Raw genomic sequence first — 16,645 nt, forward strand, 5'->3', positions numbered from 1 at the left:
CTCCAATGTCGACTACGCTCTCTCCCTTCTCGCGCCACGTTTCGTTCGCCGCGCGGCCCGCGCTGCGCTGCGACAGCCAGTTCGATGGCGCCTGGCTCACGGTCATGCAAGCAGGTGGCCAGCTCGCCCGCTTCGGGCTCGACGGCCATGCGCTGCACTTGCTAGACAGCGCGGCCGGCGACGATGCGCTGGCGCATGCCACCATGGCGGCGCTCGATGCCGCGTTCGCGCACGGCGCACCGCGCACGCTGCACGTGCAGTTGGAATCGCGCGATGCCGGGCGCCGGCTCCATGACCTGGGCGTGCTGGTGCGCGACCCCTCCGGCGCACGCGGCAGCGTCGCCCATGCCGAACTGCTGTGGCAGCTTCCCGAGCTGTACATGGCGCCGGCCGCCGGGCCGTATCCGCTGCGCTACACGATGACAGACGGCAAGCGCCATCCGCAGCGCCCGCCCAAGCCGCATGGCGTGGTCTATGCGCGCCACATCCCCTGGCTCGGGCAGACGCTGACGCTGCGCGCGGCAGAACTCGCGCGCGACCTGCCGCTGCTCCATCGCTGGATGAACGACCCCGACGTCGCGTACTTCTGGAACGAGGACGGCGACGAAGCGAAACACCGCGCCTACCTGCAAGGGCTGATCGACGACCCGCACATGCTGCCGCTGATCGCCGCGTTCGACGACAAGCCGTTCGGCTACTTCGAGGTCTACTGGGCGAAGGAAAACCGCGTCGCCCCGTTCTACGACGCGCACGACCACGACCGCGGCTGGCATGTGCTGATCGGCGAGCCGGACTTCCGCGGCAAGGCGTTCCTGACCGCGTGGTTCCCGGCCATCCAGCACTACCAGTTCCTCGACGATCCGCGCACGCAGCGGATCGTGGGCGAGCCGCGCGCGGACCATGTGCGGCAGATCGCCAATCTCGACAAGGCGGGCTTCTCCAGGATCAAGGAGTTCGACTTCCCGCACAAGCGCGCCATGCTGGTGATGCTGCTGCGCGAGCGGTTTTTTGGCGAGCACCTGTTGCTTCCCGCTTTGCCGCCCGCCTTGTCCCCTTCTTTCCCGATTGCTCAGCAAGGACCGAACCCATGACGCTACGCGACATCTCCCCTGCCGCCCACGACCTGATCGGCATCGGCTTCGGGCCGTCCAACCTGGCCCTGGCCATCGCGCTGCAGGAGCAGGCCGCCGCCGGGCGGCCGCTCGACGCGCATTTCCTCGAGAAGCAGCAGGACTATCAGTGGCACGGCAATACCCTGGTGGCGCAGAGCGAGATGCAGATCTCTTTCCTGAAAGACCTGGTGTCGATGCGCAACCCCACCAGCCCCTACAGCTTCATCAACTACCTGCACCGCCACGGGCGCCTGGTCGATTTCATCAACCTGCGCACGTTCTACCCCAGCCGCATGGAGTACAACGACTACCTGCGCTGGGCCGCCAGCCACTTTGCCGCGCAGTGCAGCCATGGCGAGGAAGTGGCGCGGATCGAGCCCGAAGCGCAGGGCGGGCGCATCGGGCGCGTGCGCGTGGTGTCGGTCGATGCGCAGGGCCGCGAGCGCACGCGGCTGGCGCGCGTGCTCGTGCTGTCGACCGGCGGCACGCCGCGCATTCCGGACGCCTTCGCCGGCCTGCGCGGCGACCCGCGGCTCACCCACCATAGCGGCTACCTGCGCTGGATCGGCGCGCAGCCTTGCACCAGCGGCAAGCCGATGCGCATCGCCGTGATCGGTGCCGGCCAGAGCGCCGCCGAGGCGTTCATCGACCTGCATGACAACTACCCGTCGGTCAAGGTGGACTGGATCGTCCGCGGCGCCGCGCTGAAGCCGGCCGACGACAGCCCCTTCGTCAACGAGATCTTTGCGCCGGCCTATACCGATGTGGTGTTCGAGCAGGCGCAGGCAGGACGCGACCGGCTGATCGAGGAATACCTGAACACCAACTACTCGGTGATCGACGCCAACCTGATCGACCAGATCTACGCGATGCTGTATCGCCAGAAGGTCAGCGGACAGTTCCGCGTCAACCTGCTGACGTGCAAGGCGGTGAAGGCCGCCCATGCCGGCGCGAACGGGATCGAGCTGAGCATCGCCGCGACCGCACCGGGCGCCGATGCCGACACCGAGACGCGCCGCTACGATGCCGTGGTGCTGGCCACCGGCTACGAGCGCGAAAGCCATCGCCGCCTGCTGGCCCCGCTGGCGCGCTACCTCGGCGATTTTTCGGTGGATCGCAATTACCGCGTACAGGCAGAACCGGAACTCGCGGTGCCGGTGTATCTGCAGGGCTTCTGCCAGAGCAGCCACGGCCTCAGCGACACGCTGCTGTCGGTGCTGCCGGCCCGGGCCGAAGAAATCGCCAGCGACATCCACGACGCACTGGCCGGCGAGCGCCGCTGGATGCCGCAGCCCGCTCAGGCCGGCGGCAGCCAGGCCATCGCCGCGGCGTAGCCGGCCGGGGCCTGCCGCCCATACAGCCGGGTCCGCGCCAGCGCCGCCGCATGCCCGGCCAGCTGGCCGGCTTCGGGCACCGCGGCGAAGCGGTGCGCTTCGCCCTGCGCCCCGGCCACCACCGAAACATGCTGCAGGTGGTCGGCAATCCCTAGTCCCAGCGCCTTCAGCACGGCCTCCTTGGCGGTCCAGAGCGCGAAGAACGCGCCCGGCCATGCCTCGGCATGCAGCGCTGCCAGCCACGCAAGCTCGCGCGGCGTCAGGCAGTGCGCCGCCATCTCACGTATTGCTTGGGGACCCAGTGCCGGGTCGATGCGCTCGATATCGACGCCGACCTCGCCCCCGCCCCCGGCGATGGCGATCCAGGCATAGCCGCCTGCATGCGAGACATTGAAGCCGGGCGCGCCAAACACATCCAGAAATGGCTTGCCGTGCTGGCCCGTGCGGAATTGCAGCGACGCCGGTGGACACCCCACGCATCGACCAAGCAGCGTTCGCAGCGCTACCCGCGTGGCGGCAAAGCGCAGGCGGTCGGCCGGCTGGCGCAGGCTGGCGGCGTGCGCCTGCTCGGCCGGACAGAGGCAGGTTGCAGTCCCGCGCGCTTCTCTCGCCCCGATATGCGCCGGGTCTTGCAGATCCACTTGCCAGAGGGACACCGCCGGCACCGGGCTGGCGAGGCGGCGTGGCAACCCGGCCGCCGGGTAGGTTCGATATGCCATCCCATGCAAGACGAACGGCAGCGCCATGAATTTAGGTACTCGCCACCGGACTATGAATTTGCCTAGACGAATTCACTGGCGAGAAATTTAATAGCTTTTACATGGCGGAATTTGGAACAACATTTCAACATCGCTCACATCAGAGTTATCTTTTCATAAATTGCGAATCGTTCGTATTCGTATTAACGTACTAGCTCCGCACCGCAGCCACTTCAGGAGCCCGCCCCGTGATTCCCATCACCGTTATTGGCAAACGTCCCGCCCCTGCCGTGGCAGGCGACGCGCTCCTCGGATTATTCCTGGAGAACCGGCGCGCGCTGGTCGGGGCCGCCGCGCGTATCGTGGGCTCGCGCGACCAGGCCGAGGACGTGGTGCAGGACGCCTTCCTGCGGCTGCGCGGCATGACCGACGAGCCGTCGATCCGCTGCCGCCTCAGCTACCTGTTCCAGGTCGTGCGCAACCTGGCGATCGATACCTACCGCCGGCAGACGCTGGAACGGAAATGGATGGCGCCCGAGGACGAAGGCATCAACGCGCCCTCGCCAGCGACTTCGCCCGACATCATCGTGATGGATCGCCAGGCGCTGTGCGCGCTGGCCGGTGCGCTGTCGGAACTGCCCGAGCGCACGCAGCGGGCGTTCGAGATGTGCCGGCTGCAGGGAATGACGCAGAAGGAAATCGCGTCGGCGCTGGGCGTGTCGCCGACGCTGGTGAACTTCATGGTGCGCGATGCCTGCATCCATTGCCGCGCGCGGCTCACGCGGCAGCAGGCGATCTGAGCCGCCGCACGAGCGGCCATGTTGTATGCTCGCGGGTTCCGCGAACCGTACACGAGATTGATGCACCACACCGACGACGCGCTTTCCGAGCACGAATCCTCCGCCATCCACGAGCCTCGCCTGTGGCGAGACAAGGGCTGGACCGCCCGGGTGATCAAGAACGAGGATGGCGACGGCTGGGCGGTCGAAATGATCCGCGACGGCAGCGCCGAGCCGGCGCTGGTCGGTCCCTGGACCATGGGGCGAAACAAGGTCGATCCGAAGCCGCTCGATGCCACCGCCCACCAGACGCTGGTCAAGACCGCTTCGGAAGTCATCCGGCGGCATGAGCAGCAACTGCATGCCCAGCTCAACAAGCAGCTCAGCATCGAGTCCGAGGCCGGCACCGTGACCGTCAGGCTCGCCATCACGCCCGATGAGTTCGAGCCCTACGGCACGCTCACTGCCGTTGATCCCTTCGGCGATGTGATCGCAACCGCCAAGGTGCGGCCCGACTTTCGGCTCACGCGCGACAGCGCCGCCCGCTGGGCGGCTGGCGGCTTCGACAAGATTCGCTAGCCGCGGGTCCGCTCAGGACGCGTTGTCCTCGTCCGCTCGCATCGGGCGGCTGCGCGTCGGCATCTCGGAGTCGAGCACGAGGCGGCCATGGATGCGGCCGTTCATCCGAGTCACGTAATGCGTGCACTCTTCCATATGGGCCGACATCAATGACCGTACCGCTTCCGCATCGCGGTCGCGGGCGGCTTTTACGATGCGCTTGTGGAATTTCACGTTGGCCGCGCCAAAGCGCTCATGCTCGCAGGCCGGCGTGTCGTTGCCGAACACCACCAGCTGCCGGATCATTTCATTGATCAGCTCGCAGCAAAAACGCAGCATCGGATTCGGATTGGCGGCGGCAAGGATGTCGTGGAAGGTCAGGTCTTCCTGGCGCTGGTCCAGCAATGGCGCGGCAGCCGCGGCCGATGCCGGGTCGCAGAGATCGATGGTGCGCTCCAGCGCGCTGAAATCCTCCTCGGTCAGGTGGGGCACCGCACCCGCGGCAAGCTCCGGCTCCAGCAGGCGCCGCACGGTGTAGATATCCGCGATCCCGACGTCCTTGAAGAACAGGTAGTTCTGCATCAGCTGGAAGGTCCGGTCCAGCGGCACTTCCACGATCGTGCCGCCCCCCGCGGGCCCGGTGGTGACGCTGATCAGGCCCTGGACTTCCAGCGATTTCAGCGCCTCGCGGATGGTGCTCTTGCTGACCGAGAACATCTGCTGCAGCTTGCCTTCCTGCGGCAACCTGTCCCCCGGACGCAGGTTACGCTGCGTGATCAGTCGCTTGAGTTCCTCCGCCACCAGGTCCGCACGCTTCTGCTTGCGGATCTCGATGGCGCCACTCTTGCCCTCGCGAAACATCGCCATTTCCCTCTTTCCTCGAAATACTTGCGCACCGCATGCAGGCCACCAGGTATGGGGCGCTCCCATTCTAGTGCCCCGCGTGCGCCGTTTTGAGGCCCAACCGTCCCGATTTCCAGCCTGAACGCCATCCGCCGGACGCTGCAACCCGGGTGCGTAAACCCTGAGATCCCTTTGGTTGACAACGACTTTGGCCGGCTCCTAAGATGATTCTATTCTATTTATCATGATAAATAGAATAAACAGGTTCGATTCTTGCTCGGTCAGGTCGGCACCGGGCGGAATGCACCGAATGCATGTCGGGCAGACGGTGGCGCGCCGTTGACACGGCGCGTCCATGGCCTTCGCCCCGCAGCCGAATCCCCCATACAGAGGAGTGAGCCTTGAATCGTCGTGACCTGCTGAAACTGGCGGCCTTGTCTGCCGTCCCTGCTTCCCTGATCCACGGCCGCACCGCATTCGCCGCGGGCGAGGCCCTGGAATTTGGCTGCCCGGTGCCGATGTCCGGTGCCTTTGCGGCCAACGGCAAGTTCGCCGACCTGGGCATGAAGCTCGCCATCGAGCAGTACGGGCAGGTGCTGGGCCGGCCGCTGCGGTACAGCGTGCTGGACACCGAGGGCAAGCCGGCCACCGCCGTGCGCAAGGTGCAGGAGCTGGCGCAGCAGAAGACGGCGCGCTATTTCGCCGGCGGCATCCTGTCGTCCGAGTCGCTGGCGATGGGCAAGGAGGCCGAGAAGTTCGGCGGCGTATTCGTGACCACCGCCGGCGCCGACGAGATCACCGGCAAGGACTGCAACCGCGCGACGTTTCGCTGGTCGGTGCCGACCTATGGCGCGATCGAGCGCACCGTGCGGCCGCTGATCGAATCGATGCCCAAGGCAAAGCGCTGGTACACCATCACGCCGCAGTATGTGTTCGGCGATGGCCTGCTCTCCGCGGCCAAGGCGATCTTCAAGGAAAAGGGCATCGAGCATGTCGGCAACAGCTACCACGCCCTCACCGAGAAAGAGTTCAGCGGCTACCTGACCAATGCGCTGGCAGCCAGGCCCGACGTGCTGCTGATCCTGAATTTCGGCTCGCAGTCGTCCGATACGCTGCGCCAGGCGGTCAGCTTCGGCATGAAGAAGAACACCACCATCCTGGTGGCGTGGGCGTCGGGCCTGGAGCAGTTCGAATCGCTCGGCGCCGACCTGTGCGAAGGCGTTTATTTCGGGGCGCAGTACTGGCACGGCGTCGATACGCCGCTGAACCGCGACCTGGTCAGGCGCGCCAACGAGAAATTCAAGGCCAATCCCAACTACAGCCTGGCCGGCTCGTATATCTGCACCAAGATCATGGTGGACGGCATGATCAAGGCCGGCAGCGCCGACCCCAAGGCGGTGGTCGCCGCGCTGGAAGGCATGAAATACGAAGGTCTGACCGGGCCGGAAGAAATCCGCGCCGCCGACCACCAGGTGCTGAAGAACTACTACCTGCTCAAGGGCAAGGCCAAAGCGCGCATGAAGGACAAGGACGACTACGCCGAGGTGGTGAGCGTGGGCCAGGCGTTCCTGCCGGTCGGGCAGACCCAATGCAAGATGGCCTGACTGGCCTCAATGGCCTGACGTGTGCGGGGCATCCGCTCCGCTGACAAGGCATACCCAAGCACTACCAGAGCACCGCGCCGCGCGGCGACGCATGGCGCGGCGGCTTCCTTCATTCGCACGCGCTCATGAATGTCTATCTGTTGCAGGTGATCAACGGCGTCGGCATCGGCATGCTCTACTTCCTGCTGGCGGTAGGGCTGTCGATCGTGTTCGGCCTCTTGCGCTTCGTCAACTTCGCGCACGGCGCGTTCTATGCGCTGGGGGCTTACCTCTGCTTCCAGGCGCTGCAGTTCGGGCTCAACTTCTGGGTGGCGCTGGTGGTTGCGCCGCTCATCATCGGCGCACTGGCATGGCTGACCGAGAAGGTCATGCTGCGCTACGTCTACGCGCAGCCGCATGAATTCCATATCCTGGTCACGGTTGGCCTGGCGCTGGCCATCCAGGAACTGATCATCGTCGGCTGGGGGCCCCTGGGCGTCGACGTGCCGCCGCCGGATGCGCTGCAGGGCGTGGTGATGTGGGGCGACTTTATCTATCCGAAGTACCGTCTCTTCGTCATCGGTTTCACCGGCCTGCTGGCGCTGGGCCTGTGGTGGCTGCTGGAAGGCACGCGGCTGGGCAGTGCCGTGCGCGCCGGCAGCGAATCCACCGAGATGGTGTCGCTGCTCGGCATCAATGTGTTCCGCCTGTTCAGCCTGATGTTCGCGCTCGGCGCGGCCACCGCCGCGATTGCCGGCGTGCTGGCGGCACCGATCCGCGGCGCCGAGCCCTTTATGGGCGTGGAAGCACTGGGCGTGGCGTTTATCGTGGTGGTGGTCGGCGGCATGGGCAGCTTTGCCGGGGCACTGGTGGGCGGATTGCTGGTCGGCATCGTACAGAGCCTGATGAGCACGCTGTGGCCCGAGGGCGCGCGGCTGATGATCTACGTTGCCATGGCCGCGGTGCTGCTGCTGCGTCCGCATGGCCTGCTTGGGAGGGGATGATGGCATCGGGCAAACAATGGTTGGTGCGCTACCACTTCTGGTGGCTCGCGCTGGGGGTCGCGCTGCTGCTGCCGCTGACGATGCGGTCCGGCACGCTGGCGACTGAAGTGCTGATCTATGCGATGGCGGCGATGGCCTGCAACTTGCTGCTGGGGTACACCGGGCTGCTGTCGTTCGGCCAGGGCATCTTCTTCGGCCTTGGCAGCTACGCGGTGGGGCTGGCGCTGACGCGCACCGGACTGCCGATGCCGGTGGGCCTGCTGCTCGCCATCGTGATCGGCGCCGCGGCCGCGGCATTGGTCGGCTGGTTCTCGATCCGCCAGCGCGGCACGTACTTCGTGATGCTGACGCTGGCGTTCGCGCAGATGTTCTACTTCCTGGCCTACACCGCGCCCGGCATCACCGGCGGCGACAACGGCCTGCTGGATATCCCGCGCCCGCCGCTGTCGGTGGGCGGCTACCCGCTCGTCGCACTGGCGTCGCCCTGGCAGTTCTACGGCTTTGTCGCGGTGTTGTTCCTGGTGGTGTTCTTCCTGGTGCTGCGCGTCACGGAGTCGGTGCTCGGCCGGACCCTGCTCGCCATCCGCGACAACGAGGAACGCGCACTTGCGGTGGGCTACAACATCCGGCTGTTCAAGCTGCTGGCCTTCATGATCTCCGGCGCGGTGACCGGGCTGGCCGGCGCGCTGCATGCCATGCTGACCGGCATCGCGCCGCTCACCAATATCGACTACCACGCCAGCGAAATGATCCTGGTGATGACCGTGATCGGCGGCACCAGCAATATCTTCGCCTCGGTGCTCGGTGCGGCCTTCTACGTGCTGCTGGCTGACTGGCTGTCCACGCTCTGGCCGCGCTGGCTGATGCTGCTCGGTTTCCTGCTGATCGCGGTCAGCCTGTTCATGCAGCGCGGGCTGTGGGGGCTGGGCGCCACGATCGCGGATCGCCTGCGCGGCGCGCGCCGCGCCCCCGTCACGCAGGAGGAACGCGCATGAGCCCCCCGATTCTCGAAGCCACCGGCATCGTCAAGCAGTATGGCAAGTTCATGGCGCTGGGCGGGGTCGACCTGCGCGTGATGCCCGGCACGATCCACTCGGTCATCGGCCCCAACGGCGCCGGCAAGACCACGCTGTTCCACATGCTGACCGGCACGCGCACGGTCAGCGCGGGCCGCATCGTCTTCGACGGCAAGGACGTCACCGCCGAAACCGACTACCAGCGCGTGCAGCGCGGCATTGCCCGCTCGTTCCAGGTCACCAGCCTCTTCCCCAGCCTGCCCGTGCGTGAAAACCTGCGGCTGGCCGCACTGGGCACGTCGCCGCGCAAGGCGATGAACGGCTGGCGGCTGCCCGCCGGCGACCTCGCTTGCGGCGAGGTCGTCGACCAGGTGCTCGAACGGCTAGAGCTGACCCGTGTCGCCGACAGCGTGGCGGGCGTCCTTTCGCACGGCCAGCAGCGGCGGCTCGAAGTCGGCATGGCGCTGGCCGCGCGCCCGCGCGCCATCTTCCTGGATGAGCCCACCTCGGGCATGGGCGTCGACGATCTCGGCGCGATGAAACGGCTGATCCGCGGCCTTGCGCACGACCACACGGTCGTGCTGATCGAACACAACATGGATATCGTCATGGACATCTCCGACACCATCACCGTGATGCAGCAGGGCAAGGTACTGATGGAAGGCGCGCCCGCGGTCGTGCGCGCCGACCCGCGGGTGCGGGCCGCTTACCTCGGCAACATGATCACCGGGGGCCAGGGATGATGCTCGACGTACAAGACATCCATGGCTACTACGGCAAGAGCCATGTGCTGCAAGGCGTATCGCTGGCCGTCGGCGAGGGCGAACTGGTAACGCTGCTCGGGCGCAACGGCGCCGGCAAGTCGACCACGCTCAAGGCGATTGCCGGCATCGTGCAGCCCAGGGGACCAAAGGGCGGCGGCCGGGTTGTGTTTCGCGGCAAGGATGTCGCCGGCATGCCGCCGCACCGGATCGCCGCCGAAGGCCTGTGCTTTGTGCCGGAGCACCGCGGCATCTTCAAGCTGCTGACCGTCGAAGAGAACCTCAAGCTCGCCGCGCGCCGCGAATCGCCGTGGCAGCTCGATGATGTGTACCGCATTTTTCCGCGGCTGCGCGAGCGGCGCGGCAATGGCGGCGCGCAGCTCTCGGGCGGAGAGCAACAGATGCTCGCCATCGGCCGCGCGCTGATGAACCACCCTCGCCTGCTGATGCTGGACGAACCGGTCGAAGGACTGGCCCCGGTGATCGTCGAAGAGATCGTGGCCCAGCTCAAGGTCATCAAGGCGGCGGGCGTGCCCATCCTGCTGGTCGAGCAGAACCTGGAGGTCTGCACGCAGCTCGCCGACCGGCACGTGATCATCGAGCAAGGCCGGGTGGTCTACACCGGCAGCAATGACGCCTTCCGCGCCGACGAGGCGGTCAAGGACCGCTACCTTGGCGTGGGTCTTGCATGCTGAGCGCACCGCCCCCACTGACCGCACCGAGAAACCTGATGACTACCTTGCAAGCAAAGCGCACGGCATCCGCGCTTGCCACCGCGGACCTGCGTATCGACGGCGCACGCCTGTGGCACACACTGATGCGCCTGGCCGAGATCGGCGCCACGCCCAAGGGCGGCGTCTGCCGGCTGGCGTTGACCGACCTGGACCGCCGGGGCCGCGACTTCTTCGTTGCCGAGGCAAAGGCCGCGGGATGCACCATCCGCGTCGATGCGATCGGCAATATCTTCGCGCGCCGCGCGGGGCGCGACGACACGCTGCCGCCGGTGATGACCGGCAGCCATATCGACACCCAGCCCACGGGCGGCAAGTTCGACGGCAACTATGGCGTGTTCGCCGGCATCGAAGTGGTGCGCACGCTGAACGATGCCGGCATCGTCACCGACGCGCCGATCGAGGTGGCGGTGTGGACCAACGAAGAAGGCTCGCGCTTTGTCCCGGTCATGATGGGCTCGGGCGCCTTTATCGGCGAGTTCGCGCTGGCGGACCTGCTGGCGCAGCGCGACCGCGATGGTATCTGCGTTGGCGACGCGCTGCAGGACATTGGCTATGCGGGTCCGGAACCGATCGGCGGGCGGCCGCTCGGCGCCTACTTCGAAGCCCATATCGAGCAAGGTCCGGTGCTTGAAGCAAACGACACCACCATCGGCGTGGTGACCGGCGCCCTTGGCCAGCGCTGGTACGACGTGGTGCTGACCGGGATGGAAGCCCATGCCGGCCCGACGCCGATGCACCTGCGCAAGGATGCGCTGCTCGCCGCCGCCGAGCTGGTCGGCATCGTCAACCGCATTGCGCTGGACCATCCGCCGCATGGCCGCAGCACGGTCGGCTGCCTCGGCGTGCATCCGGACTCGCGCAACGTCATTCCCGGCAAGGTGTCGATGACGGTGGACCTGCGCGCCGCCGACGACACCGTGTTGTCCGCGATGGATGCGGCGCTGCATGCAGCGACCAAGGCGCTGGCCGCGCGCACCGGCATCGCCATCGACGTACGGCAAGTGGTGTACTTCCCGCCGCAGCACTTTGACGACCGGCTGGTCGCGGCGGTGCGCAGCGGCGCACGGCGGCTCGGCCTGTCCGAAATGGACGTGATCAGCGGCGCCGGCCACGATGCGGTCTACCTGGCGCGCGTGGCGCCGGCCGCGATGATCTTCGTGCCGTGCAAGGACGGCATCAGCCACAACGAGATCGAGGACGCCCGGCCCGAGCACCTCGAGGCCGGCTGCAATGTGCTGCTGCATGCCATGCTCGATGCGGCGATGCAGCCCTGAGCCGATAGCAAGCGCGCCACCCTCACCAGAACGGAACCCGCCAATGAAGATCCTGATTGCCCGCCTCAATCACGAAACCAACACGTTTTCCCCGGTGCCGACGCCGCTGGCGTCGTTTGATCCGCGCTATGGTGAGGACGGCTATCGCGCCGCCAGGGGCACGCGCACCGCCGCGGCTGCGTTTATCGACCTGGCCGAGGCGGCCGGCGCGCAGATCGTGGTGCCCGTGATCGCGGGCGCCAACCCCAGTGGCCGCGTAGCGGCCGACGCCTACACCCACCTGAGCGACACCATCGTCTCGGCCGCAGCCGGCTGCGACGCCGTGATGCTCGACCTGCATGGCGCGATGGTGGCGGAGAACAGCGATGACGGCGAAGGCGACCTGCTCAGGCGCATCAGGCAAGTGCTGCCGGATGCGCCGGTGGCGGTGGCTCTCGACCTGCACGGCAATATCACCCAAACCCTGATCGACCATGCCGACATCGCGGTCAGCTTCAAGACCTACCCGCACGTGGACATGTATGAAACCGGGGAGCATGCCGGCCGGCTGCTGCTGGACATGATCGCGGGCCGCGTGCGGCCGGTGCTGGCGTGGCGGCGCCCGCCGCTGGTCACGCATACCTTGCGCAGCCGCACCGACGAAGGCGCGATGCAGCGCGCCGTGGCGCTGGCGCGGGCAGCTGAACAGGAAGGCATGCTCGCCGTCTCGGTGCTGGCCGGCTTCGGCCTTGCCGACATTGCCGCGCCCTGCCTGAGCGTGATCGTGGTCGGCGACGGCGACCAGGACAAGGCCGACGCCGTGGCCGGCCGGATTGCGGCGCTGGCGTGGGCCGAGCGCGATGGCTTCGGCTACCACGCCGAGCCGCTTGCCGACTCGATCGCGCGTGCGGCACGGCTTGCCGACGGTCCGGGCGACGGGCCGGTGCTGCTGCTCGACCATGGCGACAATTGCATGTCCGGCGGCACCTGCGACAACATGGCGGTCCTGCACGAGGCGCTGGCACAGGGGTTGACCGGCATCGCGGTGGGGCCGGTCTGCGATCCGCAGGCGGTTGCCGCGCTGGTGGAAGCCGGCGTGGGAGCCAGCGTCACGCTGCCGGTCGGCGACAAGGTGCCGCTGCCCCAGCTGGAGGTGTTCCCGCAATCCAGGCCGCTGACCGGCAAGGTGGCCGCGATCAGCGACGGCGAGTATGTCATCAGCGGCCCGACCTACACCGGCCAGCGCATCCGCATGGGACGCACCGCATTGCTGGACACCGGCGCGGGGCAGGTGATCGTCACCGAAACGCCGCAGGAACACTGGGACCTCGGCATCTTTACCCACATCGGCATCGATCCGCTCAAGGCGCGCTTCCTGCTGCTGAAGTCGCGCATGTACTGCCGGCCGGTCTTCGTCCCCATCGCCAGGGGCGTGGTCGAATGCGATGGCGAAGGGGTCACCAGTTCCCGTTACGAGCGCTTTCCGTTCCGTCACGTCGCGCGCCCGGTCTATCCGCTGGATGCCGGCACGACGTGGGGCGGCTGATTCCTGCGCGGGAGCATCGGCGCGGGAACACGTTACGTTACACGTAACACTTTCCCGTCGTTGCCGGCGGTCCCGCAAGGGCCGCTGCCATTGCGGTTTACGCCTGCAAACCCAAGGCTGGCCTTGGGCCAGCGCCTGCCATGGCCGGCGCCGGAACGCATCGCCGTAGCTGGCACTCCGCTTGCTGATTCCCTGGTGCCTGGCGCTGGCCGCGAAGCCGTCGCCTGGCGATCAGAGCAAACAAGGCGGAGAAGACAACGATGATCCGGACGAATCTGGGAGCCAGCGCCTGGGACCAGGCCCTGGCGCGCAGCCGCGAGGCGCAGGCCGTGGTGGTCGACGACATGCCGGTGTACCGGCACGGTGTCATGCATCTGCTATCCGGGATGCCGGGCATCGGCAGGGTCGAGCTCGTCGAGCCGGGGGCCCTGGCGGCAAGCCGTGTCCGGCAGCCGGGGACGACATTGCTGGTGTTCGGCATGCCATCGGACCTGGCCGAAGGCTGGCATCTGCTGCGCCAGGCCAGCCTGCTGCTGAAGCCAAGGCGCCTGCTGCTGGTCTCCGACAATATGTGGCTGCGCCTGCCGCCGGGCCTGGACAGCAGGTTTGCCCGCTGCCTGCCCAGGTCGGCCTCTCTCGCCAGCCTTGAACAGGACGTCCGCGCGCTGCTGGAGCTTGCGCCGTGTGCGCCGGCGCATCCCGTACAGGACGCGGAACCGGTGCGATTGCGGCACCCGTTCCACGCGGTGGCGTGAGGCGCGGGGCAGACTGGCCCGGCTGATCGCTATCGCTCTTCAAGGCAACCGCCTACGGCTGCGCAACCGGCGGCAGCACGCTCCACCCTGACACGCCGCTCGACGTCGTCCTGCGCTGGCTCCTGAGGACACCGTTCTCGTCGAACTCGAACAGGACGGTCGACGAGCGGATCTCGCCTCCCGAAAACAGCGGGCCGATAAAGGGAATAAAGCTCTCGGGACGAGGCTTCGAGGTGGCGAACGAATAGAGCAGGATCGTTGCCCCGTTGGTCAGCGTGGTCTGGGAACTGGGCGCGCCAAGCTGGCCGGTAACGTCGTCAACGGTCGAGAAACCGGGCAGGAAGTTCGCCAGGTGCTCCTGTTTCACATCGACACCCGTTGAGACGCAGGCCGCCGACAGGATGCAGGTCGCAAGCAGTGCGGGAACAAGCCTCATATTGACACCCCCCGCACGTTGGTACCGTGATTCAGTCCTCGCCAAACTCCTGCTGGCTGCGCGGTGCATGCGGGCATTGCGCGTCCAGCGATTCCCGGTATTTCACGCAGCCCCGCATGAACTGGGGCCAGTCGGGGACGACCGGCATGTGGCTGGCCGATTCCGGCAGCAACGCCCACAGGTCGGGATGGTGCCAGCACAGGTCATGGCCCGATGCGTCGCGGTGCCGACGTATCCCTGCGCGCAGTTTGCGCACTTCCTCGGCGAGCCGTTCGCGGCTCATCGCATTGAGGTCGTCGTCCATCGCCCCGCTCCCGCCGGTCGTTCCGCTATCACCCTGCGCCGTCTGATCGAACCCGCGCCGCCAACGAACCAATCTTACGCCCGCCCGGCGCGCACATCGCGCGTCACCCAAAAGAAAAAGCGGGCTTCCGGAGAAGCCCGCCCTGCTTGTTACTGATACGTCAGAGCCGATGCAGCTCAGGCAGGCACCTGGGCACCAGCCGCCGCCGTCTCCTTGGAGAACAGGCTCCTCGACGTCGCGACGTGACTGGCAAGTACCGGACGCAACACCATGATTGCCAGGAAGGCCGCGGTCAGGTCCATGGCGGCAACCGTGTAGAGCACGGTCGACCAGGTCCCGGTCGCCTCCATCATCAGGTTGCCGATCGGCACGAACAGCGCGCCGATGCCCTTGGCGGTGTAGAGCACGCCATAGATCTTGCCGATGTGCTTGGTGCCGAAGGCATCGCCGGCCAGCGCCGAGAACAGTGAGTAGACCTCGCCCCAGGCCAGGAACACCACGCCGGACAGGATCAGGAAGGCATACGGATTGCTGCCGAAGTAGCCAAGCGCAATGATGCCGATCCCTTCCAGCGTAAAGGCGATCACCATGGTTTTCTCGCGGCCGATATGGTCGGAAACCCAGCCGAACAGCGGGCGCGAGATGCCGTTCATGATCCGGTCGAGCATCAGCGCGAGCGGCAAGGCGGCCATCACGAAGAAATGCAGGTCGACCTTGAACTCCTTCACGCCCAGGTCCTTGGCGATGACGCCGAGCTGGGCCACGGCCATCATGCCGCCGGTGACCACCAGGATAAACATCACCAGCATCAGCCAGAACAGCTTGGTGCACATCGCTTCCTTGAGCGTGTAGTCGCGCGTGGCCTGGACCAGCTTCTGCGACGCCTTCACCTCATGGGCCTTCGGCGAGCGCAGGAACCACGCCGCGGCGAAGGCGAGCGAGCCTTGCAGCAGGCCGAAGAACAGGAAGGTGTGCTGGAAGCCCTGCGACTCGATCATGGCCGCGATCGGCAGGATGGTCGCGGCGGAGCCCGCGCCATAACCGCCGGCGGTAAGGCCGACGGCCAGGCCCCGGCGATCCGGGAACCACTTCAGCGCGTTGTTGATGCAGGTCGCATAGATCGAACCTACGCCAAGGCCGCCGACCGCCGCGCCGACGTAGAAACCCATCAGCGTGGTCGCCTGCGAATTGATGCACCAGGCCGCGCCGATGAACACGGCGCCGAACGCCACCATCAAGCGCGGGCCGAACTTGTCGATAAAGTAGCCTTCGATCGGCGCGAGCCAGGTCTGGACCAGCACAAACACCGTGAACGCGATCTGGATGCTGGCGCGGGACCAGCCATAAGTCTCCTGGATTTCGGGGACGAATAAAGTCCAGGCGTATTGGATATTCGCCGTGGCGATCATGCAAACCACGCCGACGACGAGTTGCATCCAGCGGGTGCCTTCCGGAACCTGCTGATTAGCGCGCAGTGCCGCTCCCGTAGGATTAGACATGGCGACCTCCTTGAATGGTGTGGGCTTTTTTCTCCGAGGGTGCGGACGGAGATGCGGATGGGTATGCGGCCTCGTTGCGCCTCAGCGTGAAAATGGCTGCTGGCATTTATGTCTCCTGGTGTGATGGCATTTACTGCCTTTTAATCCGACGCCGAATTGACGCCTGCGCCCTCACCTGACTCAAAACTAAGAGTGGCGATGGGATACACAGTATGTGATATATCAAGTAAGTCAAGTGAAAGGAAGGGCAGGGTTTTCACTGAACTTATGAGCGAAATAACCGGGAAACAGGCATCCTTGACGCCACCTCATCAATGCAGGCACCAAAAGGCGCCGGGCGCGCCTTGCAGGTTACCTGGTGCGACCGGCGAGTCCCCGCGGTTATTCATTTGCCATTGATGCCTGTCTTGACTGGAGCCATGAGGAGAAT

17 protein-coding genes are annotated in these 16,645 nt (G+C 66.3%); 12 read left to right on the forward strand and 5 right to left on the reverse strand.

Annotated features, from left to right (window positions below):
* Window positions 1–5: 5 nt before the first annotated feature.
* Both AB1I47_RS09190 and AB1I47_RS09195 read left to right on the forward strand, forming a co-directional pair.
* Window positions 6–1,091 carry a GNAT family N-acetyltransferase gene (locus AB1I47_RS09190; protein ID WP_354683434.1) on the forward strand — a complete coding sequence of 362 codons (1,086 nt, stop codon included), beginning with the start codon at window positions 6–8 and terminating at the stop codon, window positions 1,089–1,091.
* Entirely contained in the window at window positions 1,088–2,446 is a 1,359-nt protein-coding gene (locus AB1I47_RS09195; protein WP_354683435.1) for a lysine N(6)-hydroxylase/L-ornithine N(5)-oxygenase family protein, read from the forward strand. The genes AB1I47_RS09190 and AB1I47_RS09195 overlap by 4 nt, the downstream gene beginning before the upstream one ends.
* On the opposite strand, the gene AB1I47_RS09200 is transcribed toward AB1I47_RS09195, so the two are convergent.
* A complete protein-coding gene (locus tag AB1I47_RS09200; protein ID WP_354683436.1) occupies window positions 2,410–3,102 on the reverse strand; it encodes a 4'-phosphopantetheinyl transferase family protein in 693 nt (230 codons plus the stop codon). The genes AB1I47_RS09195 and AB1I47_RS09200 overlap by 37 nt on opposite strands.
* 290 nt (window positions 3,103–3,392) lie before the next feature.
* Between AB1I47_RS09200 and AB1I47_RS09205 the strand changes: the two genes are divergently transcribed.
* Together AB1I47_RS09205 and AB1I47_RS09210 are read left to right on the forward strand one after the other, a co-directional pair.
* A complete protein-coding gene (locus tag AB1I47_RS09205; RefSeq protein ID WP_354683437.1) occupies window positions 3,393–3,944 on the forward strand; it encodes an RNA polymerase factor sigma-70 in 552 nt (183 codons plus the stop codon).
* A gap of 60 nt (window positions 3,945–4,004) precedes the next feature.
* Window positions 4,005–4,502, forward strand: coding sequence for a hypothetical protein (locus tag AB1I47_RS09210; RefSeq protein ID WP_354683438.1), 498 nt, complete (start codon window positions 4,005–4,007; stop codon window positions 4,500–4,502).
* Window positions 4,503–4,514: 12 nt separating this feature from the next.
* On the opposite strand, the gene AB1I47_RS09215 is transcribed toward AB1I47_RS09210, so the two are convergent.
* Complete coding sequence (locus tag AB1I47_RS09215) at window positions 4,515–5,348, reverse strand: FadR/GntR family transcriptional regulator (RefSeq protein WP_354683439.1); 834 nt, start codon at window positions 5,346–5,348, stop codon at window positions 4,515–4,517.
* Window positions 5,349–5,725: 377 nt separating this feature from the next.
* Here AB1I47_RS09215 and AB1I47_RS09220 point away from each other — a divergent pair, with 377 nt between their 5' ends.
* The 8 genes from AB1I47_RS09220 to AB1I47_RS09255 all read left to right on the forward strand — a co-directional run bounded on the left by AB1I47_RS09220 (window position 5,726) and on the right by AB1I47_RS09255 (window position 13,976).
* On the forward strand, window positions 5,726–6,928 hold the full coding sequence (locus AB1I47_RS09220; RefSeq protein ID WP_354683440.1) for an ABC transporter substrate-binding protein: 1,203 nt from the start codon (window positions 5,726–5,728) through the stop codon (window positions 6,926–6,928).
* A 125-nt stretch (window positions 6,929–7,053) separates the two neighbouring features.
* Complete coding sequence (locus AB1I47_RS09225) at window positions 7,054–7,911, forward strand: branched-chain amino acid ABC transporter permease (RefSeq protein ID WP_354683441.1); 858 nt, start codon at window positions 7,054–7,056, stop codon at window positions 7,909–7,911.
* Window positions 7,911–8,906 (forward strand): branched-chain amino acid ABC transporter permease, encoded by a 996-nt coding sequence (locus tag AB1I47_RS09230; protein WP_354683442.1) that lies wholly within the window; start codon window positions 7,911–7,913, stop codon window positions 8,904–8,906. Before AB1I47_RS09225 ends, AB1I47_RS09230 begins: the two co-directional genes overlap by 1 nt.
* Window positions 8,903–9,670: an ABC transporter ATP-binding protein gene (locus tag AB1I47_RS09235; protein WP_354683443.1), complete on the forward strand. Its 768-nt coding sequence runs from the start codon at window positions 8,903–8,905 to the stop codon at window positions 9,668–9,670. The genes AB1I47_RS09230 and AB1I47_RS09235 overlap by 4 nt, the downstream gene beginning before the upstream one ends.
* Entirely contained in the window at window positions 9,667–10,383 is a 717-nt protein-coding gene (locus tag AB1I47_RS09240; protein WP_354683444.1) for an ABC transporter ATP-binding protein, read from the forward strand. Before AB1I47_RS09235 ends, AB1I47_RS09240 begins: the two co-directional genes overlap by 4 nt.
* A gap of 35 nt (window positions 10,384–10,418) precedes the next feature.
* Entirely contained in the window at window positions 10,419–11,696 is a 1,278-nt protein-coding gene (locus AB1I47_RS09245; RefSeq protein ID WP_354683445.1) for a Zn-dependent hydrolase, read from the forward strand.
* Window positions 11,697–11,739: 43 nt separating this feature from the next.
* Complete coding sequence (locus AB1I47_RS09250) at window positions 11,740–13,221, forward strand: M81 family metallopeptidase (protein WP_354683446.1); 1,482 nt, start codon at window positions 11,740–11,742, stop codon at window positions 13,219–13,221.
* A 260-nt stretch (window positions 13,222–13,481) separates the two neighbouring features.
* Window positions 13,482–13,976 (forward strand): DNA-binding response regulator, encoded by a 495-nt coding sequence (locus tag AB1I47_RS09255; RefSeq protein ID WP_354683447.1) that lies wholly within the window; start codon window positions 13,482–13,484, stop codon window positions 13,974–13,976.
* A gap of 52 nt (window positions 13,977–14,028) precedes the next feature.
* On the opposite strand, the gene AB1I47_RS09260 is transcribed toward AB1I47_RS09255, so the two are convergent.
* From AB1I47_RS09260 to oxlT, 3 genes are all read right to left on the reverse strand, one after another.
* Complete coding sequence (locus AB1I47_RS09260; protein ID WP_354683448.1) at window positions 14,029–14,412, reverse strand: hypothetical protein; 384 nt, start codon at window positions 14,410–14,412, stop codon at window positions 14,029–14,031.
* Window positions 14,413–14,443: 31 nt separating this feature from the next.
* The gene (locus AB1I47_RS09265) at window positions 14,444–14,716 is read right to left on the reverse strand and encodes a hypothetical protein (protein WP_354683449.1); all 273 of its coding nucleotides are present in this window, start codon (window positions 14,714–14,716) and stop codon (window positions 14,444–14,446) included.
* Window positions 14,717–14,892: 176 nt separating this feature from the next.
* Window positions 14,893–16,215: an oxalate/formate MFS antiporter gene (gene oxlT, locus AB1I47_RS09270; RefSeq protein ID WP_354683450.1), complete on the reverse strand. Its 1,323-nt coding sequence runs from the start codon at window positions 16,213–16,215 to the stop codon at window positions 14,893–14,895.
* Window positions 16,216–16,645 lie beyond the last annotated feature (430 nt).

The sequence above is a fragment of the Cupriavidus necator genome (assembly GCF_040578825.1).
Lineage (GTDB): Bacteria > Pseudomonadota > Gammaproteobacteria > Burkholderiales > Burkholderiaceae > Cupriavidus > Cupriavidus necator_E.